The organism is Streptosporangium sp. NPDC006013 (assembly GCF_040614275.1).
GTDB lineage: Bacteria > Actinomycetota > Actinomycetes > Streptosporangiales > Streptosporangiaceae > Streptosporangium.
Genome location: NZ_JBEXUE010000083.1, coordinates 15436 through 27976, shown reverse-complemented (window position 1 = coordinate 27976; position 12541 = coordinate 15436). Strand labels below are relative to the sequence as shown.

At 69.6% G+C, this 12541-nt stretch carries 12 protein-coding genes; 6 read left to right on the top strand and 6 right to left on the bottom strand.

Features of this window, described 5'->3' with window-relative positions; all coding sequences use genetic code 11:
• The first annotated feature begins 331 nt into the window (after positions 1-331).
• Positions 332-1282 carry a TIM barrel protein gene (locus tag ABZ260_RS15620; protein ID WP_355617271.1) on the top strand — a complete coding sequence of 317 codons (951 nt, stop codon included), beginning with the start codon at positions 332-334 and terminating at the stop codon, positions 1280-1282.
• Positions 1283-1449: 167 nt separating this feature from the next.
• Here ABZ260_RS15620 and ABZ260_RS15615 read toward each other — a convergent pair whose 3' ends face one another.
• Positions 1450-2325: an A/G-specific adenine glycosylase gene (locus ABZ260_RS15615; protein WP_355617268.1), complete on the bottom strand. Its 876-nt coding sequence runs from the start codon at positions 2323-2325 to the stop codon at positions 1450-1452.
• Positions 2326-2469: 144 nt separating this feature from the next.
• Here ABZ260_RS15615 and ABZ260_RS15610 point away from each other — a divergent pair, with 144 nt between their 5' ends.
• Positions 2470-3156, top strand: a complete 687-nt coding sequence (locus ABZ260_RS15610) for a hypothetical protein (protein WP_355617265.1) — start codon at positions 2470-2472, stop codon at positions 3154-3156.
• A gap of 197 nt (positions 3157-3353) precedes the next feature.
• Here the strand turns inward: ABZ260_RS15610 and disA are convergent, their stop codons facing one another.
• From disA to ABZ260_RS15585, 5 genes are all read right to left on the bottom strand, one after another.
• Entirely contained in the window at positions 3354-4430 is a 1077-nt protein-coding gene (gene disA / locus ABZ260_RS15605; RefSeq protein ID WP_355617277.1) for a DNA integrity scanning diadenylate cyclase DisA, read from the bottom strand.
• A gap of 117 nt (positions 4431-4547) precedes the next feature.
• Entirely contained in the window at positions 4548-5951 is a 1404-nt protein-coding gene (radA, locus tag ABZ260_RS15600) for a DNA repair protein RadA (RefSeq protein WP_350925638.1), read from the bottom strand.
• A gap of 79 nt (positions 5952-6030) precedes the next feature.
• Positions 6031-6345, bottom strand: a complete 315-nt coding sequence (gene trxA, locus ABZ260_RS15595) for a thioredoxin (RefSeq protein WP_355617262.1) — start codon at positions 6343-6345, stop codon at positions 6031-6033.
• Positions 6342-6722: a MerR family transcriptional regulator gene (locus tag ABZ260_RS15590; protein ID WP_355617259.1), complete on the bottom strand. Its 381-nt coding sequence runs from the start codon at positions 6720-6722 to the stop codon at positions 6342-6344. The genes trxA and ABZ260_RS15590 overlap by 4 nt, the downstream gene beginning before the upstream one ends.
• Before the next feature lie 113 nt (positions 6723-6835).
• Positions 6836-7534, bottom strand: coding sequence for a class I SAM-dependent methyltransferase (locus ABZ260_RS15585; protein ID WP_355617256.1), 699 nt, complete (start codon positions 7532-7534; stop codon positions 6836-6838).
• A gap of 261 nt (positions 7535-7795) precedes the next feature.
• Between ABZ260_RS15585 and ABZ260_RS15580 the strand changes: the two genes are divergently transcribed.
• The 4 genes from ABZ260_RS15580 to ABZ260_RS15565 all read left to right on the top strand — a co-directional run bounded on the left by ABZ260_RS15580 (position 7796) and on the right by ABZ260_RS15565 (position 12538).
• Entirely contained in the window at positions 7796-8605 is an 810-nt protein-coding gene (locus ABZ260_RS15580; RefSeq protein WP_355550175.1) for a sugar phosphate isomerase/epimerase, read from the top strand.
• Positions 8602-9246 (top strand): TetR family transcriptional regulator, encoded by a 645-nt coding sequence (locus ABZ260_RS15575; protein WP_355617253.1) that lies wholly within the window; start codon positions 8602-8604, stop codon positions 9244-9246. Before ABZ260_RS15580 ends, ABZ260_RS15575 begins: the two co-directional genes overlap by 4 nt.
• A gap of 177 nt (positions 9247-9423) precedes the next feature.
• Complete coding sequence (locus tag ABZ260_RS15570; RefSeq protein WP_355617250.1) at positions 9424-11574, top strand: heterodisulfide reductase-related iron-sulfur binding cluster; 2151 nt, start codon at positions 9424-9426, stop codon at positions 11572-11574.
• A gap of 169 nt (positions 11575-11743) precedes the next feature.
• Positions 11744-12538 (top strand): hypothetical protein, encoded by a 795-nt coding sequence (locus ABZ260_RS15565; protein ID WP_355617274.1) that lies wholly within the window; start codon positions 11744-11746, stop codon positions 12536-12538.
• Positions 12539-12541 lie beyond the last annotated feature (3 nt).

Here is a 12541-nt window from a genome sequence, read left to right as displayed (position 1 = left end):
CGTGAGGATACTCACGGCGGGGTCTGTCTATTTGTTACCTAAGAAGGTGTCTCGCCACCATAGGTAGTACTACACTGCGTAGAGCGAGTTCGATAAGTCTTGCCCGAGTGATCCGTGGGTTGCAGTGATCATGGTGAGATCGGCGTCGAGGTCAGCCTGGCGGCGTACCGGGAAATCAGCTTCGTGAGTGACGCGGAGCCCGGTGGTCGCACGGGATGCTTCGGACGGCCGGGTCGAGCTCCCGGCAGGGAGAGCCTCCGGCTCACGGCGCTGGAACACCGGCGCGGGGCGATCGGAGACGCTTACACGGAAGTATGTTTTGGAGGCACGCATGCGTTTACGGCACGAGGACGGGACGCTCGTTCACCTGGCCTACAACGCGGGCGTGCACCCCGCCGAGGACCTCGAGAACCTCATCGCGCACCTGACGAGATACGCGGTGCCGGTGCGCAAGCGCCTCGGAGTGGAGCGGATGGGCGTCGGCCTCTGGCTCTCCCCGAGCGTCGCCGACCATCTCACCGCGGACCGGATAGAGCTGGTGCGCCTGCGCCGCTCCCTTGAGGAGCGCGGCCTGGAGGTCGTCAGCCTCAACGGAACCGGCGGCAGGAACCAGGAGTCCCCCGGTCCCGACTGGGCCAAGCCCGAGCGTTACCGCTACACGATGGCACTCGCCAAGATCCTGGCCTTCCTGCTCCCGCAGGACGTTCGCTTCGGAAGCATCTCCACCATCCCCATCGGCTGGCGCCGCGACTGGCCGGCCGACCTGCACGCGATAGCCTCGCGCCGGTTGGAGCGCCTCGCCCGCGAGCTGCGCGGGCTGTACAGCGTCACCGGAAAGACGATCAGGGTCGGCTTCGAGCCGTGGCCCGGCTGCGTCCTGGAGACCACCAAGCAGGCACTCGACAGGGTCTCCGGCATCGACTCCGAGCACCTGGGGGTCTGCCTGGACGCCTGTTACCTCTCCGGCGGCGCTGAGGAGCCCGGAGTCGCCCTGCGCGGCCTGGCGGATGCCGGAGCTCCTGTCGTCAAGCTCGGCCACGTGCACAACCACATGGCCGCCGCCTGCCGGGAACTGCCCAGCACCCGCTCGGTCCTGGAGGACACCCTCACCGCGATGCTCTCCGGCGCGGTGAACGGCACCGCTCACATCGAGGTGGAGACGCACGACCTGGCCGTGCCGCTTCGGGCCAAGGGGCCCGGCGCACTGGTCAACGTGATCGCCGAGGAGCTCGACTGGGCCCGCACCAGCCTCACGGCTCTCGGCCTGCGTCTCGCCGCCTGATCGCCTTCGCCCGCCGGACTCGCGGCGCGGCAGTGGAGCCTTTCCCGCCGTGCACGGAGGCCCCGGCGGGAAAGGCACCGGCCTGCTCCACCCGGTGACCGCGAGCCGGGCGGCAGCTGCCCTCGTCGAGGGCGCGTTCCCGCGCTGAGGCGTCGATCGTGGCGCGTTCAGCCGGGTAGGCGGTAGGTGCCGTCGTCGAGGACCTCGGCCAGGCCGTCGGAGATCAGGCCGTCGAGGGCGCGCTCTCGCTGCGGGGCGTCGTCCCAGACCACGTCGAGGGCGTCCTTGGGCACCGGACCGTGGGTCTGGCGCAGAACCGCGAGAAGGCGGCCGCGGCACTGACGGTCCGTGCCCGCGTACGTCTGCCCCCTGCGCGCGGGACCCTCGTAGGCGGGCTTGCCCGCCAGGCGCCAGGCGCACAGGTCGCTGACCGGGCAGTCGGCGCAGCGGGCGGCACGAGCGGTGCAGACCAGTGCGCCGAGCTCCATGACGGCGACCGCCCAGACGGGGGCGCGGTCGGCGTCGGGGAGCAGCGAGGTGGCGAGCCTGCGCTCGGGGGGCGTGGTGGCCTTTGGCGGATATTCCTCGCCGCCGACGGCCCGCGCCAGGACCCGCCGCACGTTGGTGTCGAGAACCGCGTGCCGGCCCCCGAAGGCGAAGCTGGCGACCGCGGCCGCGGTGTACTCGCCGACGCCGGGCAGCGCCAGCAGGGCGTCGTGCTCCGAGGGGACCTCGCCGCCGTGCCGGTCGGTGATCGCGCGGGCGCACGCGTGCAGGTTCAGCGCCCGGCGGGGGTAGCCGAGGCGGCCCCAGTGGCGTACGGCCTCACCGGGGGGCTCGGCGGCGAGGGAGGCGGGCGTGGGCCAGCGCTCCATCCACTCGGTCCAGACGGGCAGCACCCTGACCACCGGTGTCTGCTGCAGCATGATCTCGCTGACCAGGATCGACCAGGGCGAGGCGCCGGGCGCCCGCCAGGGAAGGTCGCGGGCATTGCCGGCGTACCAGTCGAGGACGGGTTCGAGTAAGCGGTTCGACTCGGGCACCTTTTGACGATAGTGCGGGATCGGGCCCCCTTGCCCCTCCTTCACCTGCCTTCATCCGTCTTCTGCCGATGATCGGTGGCCGAAACGGGGACGGTAGCGGCGGGTCTCCCCCTGTGGCCCGCGAGCACTAACCATACTGTCGGTATGGATCCCGACACGTTCCGTAGCGATATCGGAGCTGACATCTACTGGCGGCGCCGGATGGCCGCGCTCGTCGGTGTGCTCGTGGTGGTCGCCGTCGTGGCGTGGGCCTGCTCGTCGACGAGCGGGCCGCAGGACGCCCGGGAGAAAGGCACCTCGGCCGCCGAGAAGGACGCGCCGGACCCGCTGCTGGCCATCCTGCCGACCGTGACGGTCATCCCCTCACCGCCTGCGAGCCCGTCCGCGAGCCCGACCCCGGAGCCGAGGGAGAGCAAGGCGGCCCCCAGGCCCCGGCGACCTGGTGAGGCCTGCGCCTCCCCGCAGCTCGTACTGAGCATGGAGGGCCAGGGGACGGTCTACCCGCCGGGCATCCGGCCCCGGTTCATCCTCACCCTCGTCAATGTCGGCAAGGTGATGTGCACCACGGACGTGGGGCCGCGCAACATGGAGGTGCGCATCACCTCCGGTGACGATCGCGTGTGGTCCTCCTCCGACTGCGTCAGCGGTGAGACCGAGAACATCCGCAAGCTCGACCGGGGCATCCCCTATGTCCGGGAGCTGGTGTGGGACCGCCGCAGGTCCGGGAACGACTGCACCGTCGACCGCGTCGCCGCGCGTCCCGGTACCTACGTCGCGGTGGTCCACGCCCCCGGTCTGAGGAGCCGCAAGGCCGTCTTCCACCTTCGCTAGCGATGTCCGTCCGCGTGCCCCGGGGCACCGAAAGGCCGCTTCCGCGAGACGACGGCCGGAAAACCGGCCGAAGTTCGCGGTCAGCGCACCGGCGCCGTGGAGACCTTCGCCGGGCCGGCGGCCGTCGACCGTCCAGGCCGCCGGGCGAGGCATGCCGGAAGGACCCGGTGAGCCTCCGCGCTCGGCCGGGGGATCTCTTACACGTAGCGTTCCAGGATGGACGACTCGGCCAGCCGGGACAGACCCTCGCGGATGTGGCGGGCCCTGGCCTCGCCCACCCCGCCCACCTCCTGGAGGTCACCGATGCTGGCGGCCAGGAGCTTCTGCAGGCTGCCGAACTGGTCGACGAGGCGCTCGACCACCGTGCCCGGCAGGCGCGGAACCTTGGCCAGCAGGCGGTAGCCCCTGGGGCTCACCGGTGTCTCCAGGGCGTCGTTGCCCGAATGGCCGAGGATCTGGGCGACGACCGAGAGGTCGAGCAGGTCGGCGGAGGAGAGCTGGTCGAGCTCGTGCAACGCCTCGGCGAACTTGCGCGGGCGGCGGCCCGTCACGGGCAGGTAGTCGCGCACGATCAGTTCGAGGTCGCTCTCCGTGCCGGCCACGAGCTCATCCAGCTGCAGGGAGAGCAGGCGGCCGTCAGTGCCGAGCTCCACCACGTAGCCCGCGATCTCCTCGGAGATGCGCCTGACCATCTCCAGCCGCTGGGCGACCACCGCGATGTCGCGGACCGTCACCAGATCCTCGATCTCCAGCGCCGAGAGCGTGCCGGAGACCTCGTCCAGGCGGAGTTTGTAGCGCTCCAGCGTGGCCAGGGCCTGGTTGGACTTGGACAGGATGACCGACGACTCCTCCACCACGTAGCGGATGCCGTCGAGGTAGAGGGCGATGATCCGCATGGACTTGCTGAGGGAGATGACCGGAAAGGATGTCTGAAGGGCCACCCGCTGGGCGGTGCGGTGCCGGGTGCCCGACTCGTCGGTGGGCAGGGACGGATCAGGCATCAGGTGCACGGCCGCGCGCACGATCCGCAGGTCGCCGGAGTTGAGGACGATGGCGCCGTCCATCTTGGCCAGCTCGCGCAGCCGTGTCGCGGAGAACTCGACGTCCAGCTCGAACCCGCCGCTGCAGATCTCCTCGACGGTGCTGTCGTATCCCAGCACGATCAGGCCGCCGGTGTGTCCTCGCAGGATGCGCTCCAGGCCGTCGCGCAGGGCGGTGCCCGGTGCGACGGCGGCGAGGACGTCCCTGCGGCGGTCGTCGAGCCCTTTGTACATTGCTGCCACATGACCCCCGTGGTCTGCGTATAACGCTCAGCTTACCGGCGAAGGCCCCGCACGGCCCGGAATCATCTGATGACCATGGGCCGCACGAGGTCCGTGGGGCGTGGCGCCTCAGGTGACGTGGGTGAGGGCGTCCCAGACGTTCTCCGCCTCGACGACGTCGAAACCGGGCGCGAAGGACGCGCCCCGCCCGGCCACCCGGACCAGGGAGTTGTCGCCGTTGCGTCTCTTGCCCACCTCCAGGGAACCCGCCGGGACCAGTGCCCGGGTGAAGCCCAGCCGCGCGGCCTCCGACAGGCGGCGCCGCACGTCGCGCACCGGGCGCAGCTCCCCTGCCAGGCCCACCTCGCCGAGCACCACCAGGCCGGCGGGGAGCGCCTTGTCGCCGGCCGCGCTGGCGACCGCCAGCATCACGGACAGGTCGACGGCGGGATCGCTGAGCTTGATCCCGCCGACGGTCGCGGTGAAGACGTCGCACCCGCCCAGCTTGGCGTTGAGCCGCCGTTCCAGCACGGCCAGCACCATCGTCACCCGGTAGGTGTCGAGCCCCGAGGAGGAGCGGCGTGGCTGCTGGGCCTCGGTCCTGGCGACCAGCGCCTGGACCTCGGCCGGCAGCGGCCGGGTGCCCTCCAGGGTGACCGTGACGCACGTGCCGGGCACCGGGTCGGTGCGGTGCGAGACGAACAGGCCGCTGGCGTCGGTGATGCCCTCGATGCCGCTCTCGTGCAGGTCGAAGCAGCCGACCTCGTCGACCGGGCCGTACCGGTTTTTGATCGCGCGGACCAGGCGGAGCCGGGAGTGCCGATCGCCCTCGAAGTGGAGCACCACGTCGACGAGATGCTCCAGCGTGCGGGGGCCGGCGATCGAGCCCTCCTTGGTGACGTGGCCGACCAGCACGGTGGCCATGCCACGCTCCTTGGCCAGCCGCACCAGGTTTCCCGCGACCTCCCTGACCTGGGTCACCCCACCGGGCACGCCGGTCGCCTGGGCCGAGCCGATCGTCTGCACCGAGTCGACGATGAGCAGGTCGGGCTGGACCTTCTCGACGTGCGAGACCAGCGCGCCCAGCTCGGTCTCCGCGGCCAGGTAGAGACGGTCCTGGATCGCGCCGATCCGGTCGGCCCTGATCCGCACCTGGGCGGCCGACTCCTCGCCCGTGATGTAGAGGACGGTCTGCTGCCGGGCGATCTTGGCCGCCGCCTCCAGCAGGAGAGTGGACTTGCCGATGCCGGGCTCACCGGCCAGCAGCACGACGGCTCCGGGCACCAGACCGCCGCCGAGGACCCGGTCGAGCTCGGGAACCCCGGTGCCGCGCGCGTGCGCCACCTCGGCCTTGACCTGGCCGATCGGAACCGCCGGTGCCGACACCGCTCCGGCGGAGGCCACCCGCGCACCCGCGGGCGCCGTCTCCTCCTCGACCGTGCCCCAGGCCTGGCACTCGCCGCAGCGCCCCACCCACTTGGCCGTCTGCCACCCGCACTCGGCACAGCGGTAGCCACCAGCCTTCTTCGCCATGGCCGCACGTTACCCGTAGGACCCGACAACTTTCACCCGGTGGGGGCGCCGTACCGGATGAAAGCCATCGGGAGAGGCGTCAGATGTGGCCTTCGAGGTCGGCCAGCAGCAGGCGCTTGGGCTTGGCGCCCTTGATCTGCCGGACCACCTCGCCGTCCTTGTAGAGGTTGAGCGTCGGCAGGCCGAGGACGCCGTACCTGGCGGAGATCTCGGGGTAGTCGTCGGCGTTGAGCTTGGCGATCGTGAGGCGGTCGCCGTACTCGGCCTCGATCTCCGCCAGGACCGGCGCGATCATCTTGCACGGCCCGCACCACTCGGCCCAGAAGTCGACCAGGACCGGCTTGTCGCTCTGTAGCACCTGCTCGTCGAAGTTGTCACTGGTCAGTGTGATCATGGTTTTCCCGCTTTCCTCAGTACGCATCCTGGGCAGGCGGTGGTCAGCTGCGCCGCCACCTCCGCCCTCCGGGTGAGAAGCGTGCGGATCTCGTCGTCGATCTCCGCCAGCTTGCGCTGGTAGACGGCCACGGAATCCGGGCACGATCCCCCCAGGGCATGCCCGGCCCGCAGGCAGGCCACGAACGGGCGGGCGTCCTCCAGGGTGAAGCCGACGGCGAGCAGCGACCGGATCTCGGAGACGAGCCGCAGATCGGTCTCCCCGTACTCCCGGTAGCCGTTGGCCGAGCGCCGGGCCGTGATCAGTCCCTGCTGCTCGTAGTAGCGCAGTGCCCGGGTACTGACACCCGCCCGCCGTGCCAGCTCGCCGATCCGCATCCGGCCCTCCTCATGACCCGACGATAAACCTTGACATCAACGTCAAGGTCAAGCCGGTGTCCCGTTGTTCCCCCGCCGCGCCCGACAGGCCGGTGGGCAGCCGCGGGACAGGTTCAGAACCGCCTCCAGCGCAGCAGGTTGGGGTAGGCGATCTCCAGGCCGGGGGTCTCGGCGATGGCGAGGTCGGCGACCGCGGGGGTGAACTCGATGCGGAGCACCGCCTCCAGATCGGCGCGGCGTTCGAAGCACATGCGCAGGTCGAGTTTCGCCACCTGCCAGCCCTGGCGGTTCCAGAAGCTCTCGACGGCCCTGGCCGAGTACGCGGGGATGGACTGGCTGAACCAGCGGCCGAAGGCGCCGCGGGTGGTGTCGATGTCGATCACGAAGGCCGCGCCGCCGCGCCGCATCACCCGGGAGAGTTCGGCCAGGCCGGGCTCGCAGCCGGGGCCGAAGAAGTAGGCCCAGCGGGCGACGGCCACGTCCACGGAGGCGTCGGGCATCGGGAGGGCCTGGGCGGTGGCGGCGTGGATCTCGACGTTCCGCAGGGCATGGCAGCGGCGCCTGGCCAGCCGTACGAGGTCCTCGTGGGGCTCGACGCCGATCACGCGGGCGGCGGTGGCGGCCATGGCCGGCAGGTGATAGCCGGTGCCGCAGCCGATGTCGAGGACCGTCGCCCCGGTCCACGACCTGACGGCCGCCATCGCGGCCTCGGCACGCCCCTCGGGATCCACCGCTCGGTTCTCCAACTCGTAGGTCTGGGGGGTGTTCCAGATGTTGGGGCTGGGGATGGCACCCCTGGCGAACCTCGGCATGCCCTTACCGTAATGACTCCTCCGTCTCGGTGAGGAGAGCGGCTTCCCACCCCACCGGCGGAGGCGGGCCCTGATCGTTTCGAACGCCCGGTGGTCTCCTCGCCGAACCCGATGATGTGATCTCGGTCGCGTCGGTGGTGGCGGACAGCACTGCTCGCCGGACCCGCTTAGGCTGGCAAAGGTGAGCGACATGAGCGAGCGGGCCGGTATGCCCAGCGGTGTTCGCCAGGGTGTGCTCCGAGCCGGAGACGAGGAAGCGGTATGAGCGTCCGTGTATCCAGCGCGAAGATCGCGCTGTCCAGCGCGTCGGTGTATCCCGAACGCACCCCCGACGCCTTCGAGTTGGCCGCGCGTCTGGGATACGACGGTGTGGAGATCATGGTGGGCGCCGACCCCGTGAGCCAGGACATCGACGTCCTGGAGCGCCTGTCGGACCACTACCAGCTGCCGATCCTGGCCATTCACGCGCCGTGTCTGCTGGTGACGCAGCGGGTGTGGGGCAAGGACCCGTGGGCCAAGCTCCAGCGCGCGCAGCGCGCCGCCGAGCGGGTCGGTGCCAGGACCGTCGTGGTGCACCCGCCGTTCCGCTGGCAGCGCGACTACGCGCGCGACTTCGAGCTCGGCCTTGCCAGGATGCGTGACGAGACCGACGTGGTCTTCGCGGTGGAGAACATGTTCCCGCTGAAGGCCAGGGGCAACGAGGTGGTCCCCTACTCACCCGACTGGAATCCGGTCGACTACGACTTCCCGCAGGTCACGCTGGATCTGTCGCATACGGCGGTGTCCGGGTCCGACGCCATGGAGATGTTCACCAAGCTTGGCGACAGGCTGGCCCACCTGCACCTGGCCGATGGCGTGGGGGTGTCGAACAAGGACGAGCACCTGGTTCCCGGGCGGGGCAACCAGCCGTGCGCGCCGATCCTGGAGCGGATGGCGGGCAACGGCTACTCGGGGCTGGTCGTGCTGGAGATCAACACGCGCAAGGCCGCCAGCCGTACCGAGCGGATCGACGATCTCGCCGAGGCGCTGGCCTTCGCCCGGCTGCATCTCGCCGCGTCCACCAACGTATGAGCGAGCCCGTCGTGAGCACGCCGTCCGCGAACGGCTCCGCCCAGGACGGGGCCGGAGCGGTCAGAAGGCGCCCGGGGCGCAGGCCGGGGTCGGCTGACACCCGCGGGCAGATTCTCGCGGCGGCGCGTGAGACCTTCGCGGAGAAGGGGTTCGACCGGGCGACCATCCGGGGCATCGCCCGGCAGGCGGGGGTGGATCCGGCGCTGGTCCACCACTACTTCGCCGGCAAGGAGGGGATGTTCGTCGAGGCCATGGAGCTGCCGTTCACCCCCGAGAGCGTCGTCTCGGCGATCCTGGCGGGGCCGCGCGAGGAGGTCGGCGAGCGGCTGGCCCGGTTCATCCTGACCGTCACCTCGGATGCCGGGGCCCGCCAGCCGCTGCTGGCGCTGGTCCGCACCGCGATGACCAACGACCAGATGGTCGTCATGATCCGCGAGTTCATGACGCAGGCGCTCCTGGTCCGGGTCGCGGAGATACTGGGAGTCCCGCCGATCCGGATGGAGGCGGCCTTCGCACAGCTGTTCGGCGTGGTCCTGGTGCGCTACGTGCTCAAGCTGGAGCCGCTGGCCTCGGTGGACATCGAGGAGCTGGTCGAGCTGCTCGCTCCCACGGTCCAGCGCTATCTCGACGCGCCTTCCTAGCCTCGGCGGCATATAGAGCATTGTTCTGGGAACGGTGTTGACCATAAGGTGGCCACGGCCGACGGCGGCCTCGCTTTGAAGTTAAGTTACCGATCGGTAGTATTTATGGAGACCCGTCGTCAGCGTGGATGACAGGCAGTCGTACGCTGTCAGCCAACGTCGTCTGTGGGAGGACCCGTGCTCTGGGTAGCGATTATCGGGCTGGTCATGACAATCGTGGCGCTCGCGCTTGCCGCGCGCCGCGTGTTGTTCCTGTACAAGCTTGCCACCGTCGGGCCGGGCGCGCCCGAGCGCGTCGAGTACGCGAAGAACAACCTCGGTGAGGAGCTCAAGGCCCAGCTGGTCGAGGTTCTCGGGCAGCGGAAGCTGCTGAAGTGGACGGCGTCCGGTGTCGCGCACTTCTTTGTCATGTGGGCGTTCCTCATTCTGGCGACCGTCTACCTTGAGGCGTACGGCGCGCTGATCCAGGGGGCCGTCACCGGAACCCCCGACTTCCACATTCCCCTTGTCGGGACGTGGCCGATCCTGGGTTTCCTGCAGGACTTCATCGCGGTCGCGGCCCTGCTGGGACTCATCGCCTTCGCGACCATCAGGATCAAGAACGCTCCGAAGAAGCTGGGCCGCAAGTCCCGCTTCTCCGGGTCGCATCTCGGCGGTGCCTGGCTCGTCCTCTTCATGATCTTCAATGTGATCTGGACGATGTTCCTCTTCCGCGGCGCCGCGGCCAACAGCGGCAACCTGCCCTACGCCTCGGGGGCGTTCGCCTCCGACGCGACGGCCGCGCTGCTGCGGCCGCTGGGCGAGGCGGCCAACGAGGCGCTCGAGCACGTCGGCCTGCTCCTGCACATCGGCGTCATGCTGGTGTTCCTGGTGATCGTGGTGAACTCCAAGCACCTGCACATCTTCACCGCGCCGATGAACGTGGCCTTCTCCCGCCGCCCGGACGGCAACGGCGCGGCCCAGCCGATGCGGATCGACGGCAAGATCGTCGACTTCGAGGACGAGGACCTCGACGGTGACCGGCTCGGCCGGGGCAAGATCGAGGACACCACCTGGAAGGGCTTCCTCGACTTCTACACCTGTACCGAGTGCGGCCGCTGCCAGTCGCAGTGCCCGGCCTGGAACACCGACAAGCCGCTGTCGCCGAAGATGCTGATCCTGGACCAGCGCGACCACGCCTTCAAGGTGGCGCCGTACCTGATGGCCACCCAGGAGCAGCGCGCCGACCTGCACGAGGACGTGCTGGCCCTGCTGGAGAAGCCGCTGGTCGGCGAGGACGGCGTCATCCACCCCGACGTGCTGTGGTCCTGCACCAACTGTGGTGCCTGCGTCGAGCAGTGCCCGGTGGACATCGAGCACATCGACCACATCCTCGACATGCGCCGCTACCAGGTGATGGTGGAGTCCAACTTCCCCTCCGAGGCCGGCGTCATGGTCAAGAACCTGGAGAACAAGGGCAACCCGTGGGGGATGTCCGAGATGAAGCGGGCCGACTGGATCGAGGAGCTCGCCGGCCGCGAGGTCGACCCCATCGAGGTCCAGCTCATCGATGACAAAATGCCGGAGGACACCGAGTACCTGTTCTGGGTCGGCTGCGCAGGGGCGCTGGAGGACCGGGCCAAGAAGACCACCAAGGCGGTCGCGGAGCTGCTGCACGTCGCGGGTGTGAAGTTCGCGGTGCTCGGCCCGATGGAGGCGTGCACCGGTGACCCGGCCCGCCGCCTGGGCATGGAGTTCCTCTTCGACATGCTGGCCAAGCAGAACATCGAGACGCTGAACGAGGCCGGGGTCAAGAAGATCGTCGCGACCTGCCCGCACTGCTTCAACACCCTCGCCAACGAATACCCGCAGCTGGGCGGTACCTACGAGGTGGTGCACCACACCCAGCTGCTGGCCAAGCTGGTGGACGAGGGCAAGCTGATCCCGGTCACGCCGATCGAGGAGAAGATCACCTACCACGACCCGTGCTTCCTCGGGCGCCACAACAAGGTCTACTCCCAGCCCCGCGACATCATGGCCAAGGTCCCCGGTGTGCAGACCCAGGAGATGCACCGCCACAAGGACCGCGGCTTCTGCTGCGGCGCGGGCGGCGCGCGGATGTGGATGGAGGAGCGGCTCGGAAAGCGCATCAACACCGAGCGGGTGGACGAGGCGCTGACCACGGACCCGGACACCATCTCCACGGCCTGCCCGTTCTGCCTGGTCATGCTCGGTGACTCGATCAACGAGAAGAAGAACGCGGGCGAGGCCAGGGAGACGCTGGAAGTCGTCGACGTCTCCCAGCTGCTGATCAAGTCGATCAAGGGCCAGCCCGTTGAGGCGTCCTGAGGCCCGATGACCGAACGTCAGGTGCGGCATTTTTTCGCATGCCACACCTGACCTGCGGTCAAGTTCCCATGAAAAGGACGTAAGGTCCGAAAACCTTCCTTTCACATAACGGTCAAATCACGGTAACCTCAACGTCGCGTAGCTCATTCAACGGGGAGGGGGCTTGACGATGCCTGTCGTCGTCAGCGATGCCGAGGTTACCCTGGCCGATGTTCTCTCACTTCGGCTGGCCGTCGACGAACCGCTGGCCGACGGCACCGAACTGGTCCTGCGCAACCGGGCCACCGCGGTCGAGAGCCGGGTGCCGCTGGGGGCGCCGGGTGTCCAGGCGCGCGAGGCGGCACTGGCGGTCTCGCTCGCGCCGCTGGAGCTGGGGCCCGGCCGCTGGGACACCTACCTGCAGCAGGGCGCGTCGCGCACCCGGCTGCGCAGCGTCGACCCCGGGTTCTCCCTCGACCACCTGGACGCGTACGCGCTGAGCCGCCGCACGCTGGCCTACCGCGCCTACCGGACCCGTAACGGCTTCCTGGCCCTGAAGATCGACGACGCCCGGCCGGCGGCCGAGGTCCGTTCCGTCTGGTTCAGGGAGGGGCGCTTCGAGGTCACCGGGCTGCTGGCCTTCACCGGCCTCGACGACGACGAGGCCCGGCACGAGGCGCGGCTCGCTCTGCGCCGCAGCCGGCCCGACGCCGAGCTGACCTCTGTTGCAACGGTCCAGGGCGTGCGCTTCCACGCCGCGCTCTCACTCTGCGACGTGCTCGCCGCGGCTCCCGACCAGACCGGCACCTGGGAACCCTCGCTGCGGGTGCGCGGCGTGGACACACCGCTCCGGCTGGGCTCCCGGCTGGACGACGTCGACGGCAAGCGCCGCCGTCTGCACTATCCCGCGGCCCAGATCGACGGGGTGCCGATCCGTCCCTGCTACACGGCGGACGACGAGCTCAGGATCGAGGTCGGCGGGTGAGAA

Bases quoted from the DNA above. Each gene is read 5' to 3' on its own strand.
- ABZ260_RS15585 (WP_355617256.1), bottom strand. From the start codon at position 7,534: ATGCCGAGGTTCGCCAGGGGTGCCATCCCCAGCCCCAACATCTGGAAC.
- ABZ260_RS15590 (WP_355617259.1), bottom strand. From the start codon at position 6,722: ATGCGGATCGGCGAGCTGGCACGGCGGGCGGGTGTCAGTACCCGGGCA.
- trxA (WP_355617262.1), bottom strand. From the start codon at position 6,345: ATGATCACACTGACCAGTGACAACTTCGACGAGCAGGTGCTACAGAGC.
- ABZ260_RS15610 (WP_355617265.1), top strand. From the start codon at position 2,470: ATGGATCCCGACACGTTCCGTAGCGATATCGGAGCTGACATCTACTGG.
- radA (WP_350925638.1), bottom strand. From the start codon at position 5,951: ATGGCGAAGAAGGCTGGTGGCTACCGCTGTGCCGAGTGCGGGTGGCAG.
- ABZ260_RS15565 (WP_355617274.1), top strand. From the start codon at position 11,744: ATGCCTGTCGTCGTCAGCGATGCCGAGGTTACCCTGGCCGATGTTCTC.
- disA (WP_355617277.1), bottom strand. From the start codon at position 4,430: ATGTACAAAGGGCTCGACGACCGCCGCAGGGACGTCCTCGCCGCCGTC.
- ABZ260_RS15575 (WP_355617253.1), top strand. From the start codon at position 8,602: ATGAGCGAGCCCGTCGTGAGCACGCCGTCCGCGAACGGCTCCGCCCAG.
- ABZ260_RS15620 (WP_355617271.1), top strand. From the start codon at position 332: ATGCGTTTACGGCACGAGGACGGGACGCTCGTTCACCTGGCCTACAAC.
- ABZ260_RS15580 (WP_355550175.1), top strand. From the start codon at position 7,796: ATGAGCGTCCGTGTATCCAGCGCGAAGATCGCGCTGTCCAGCGCGTCG.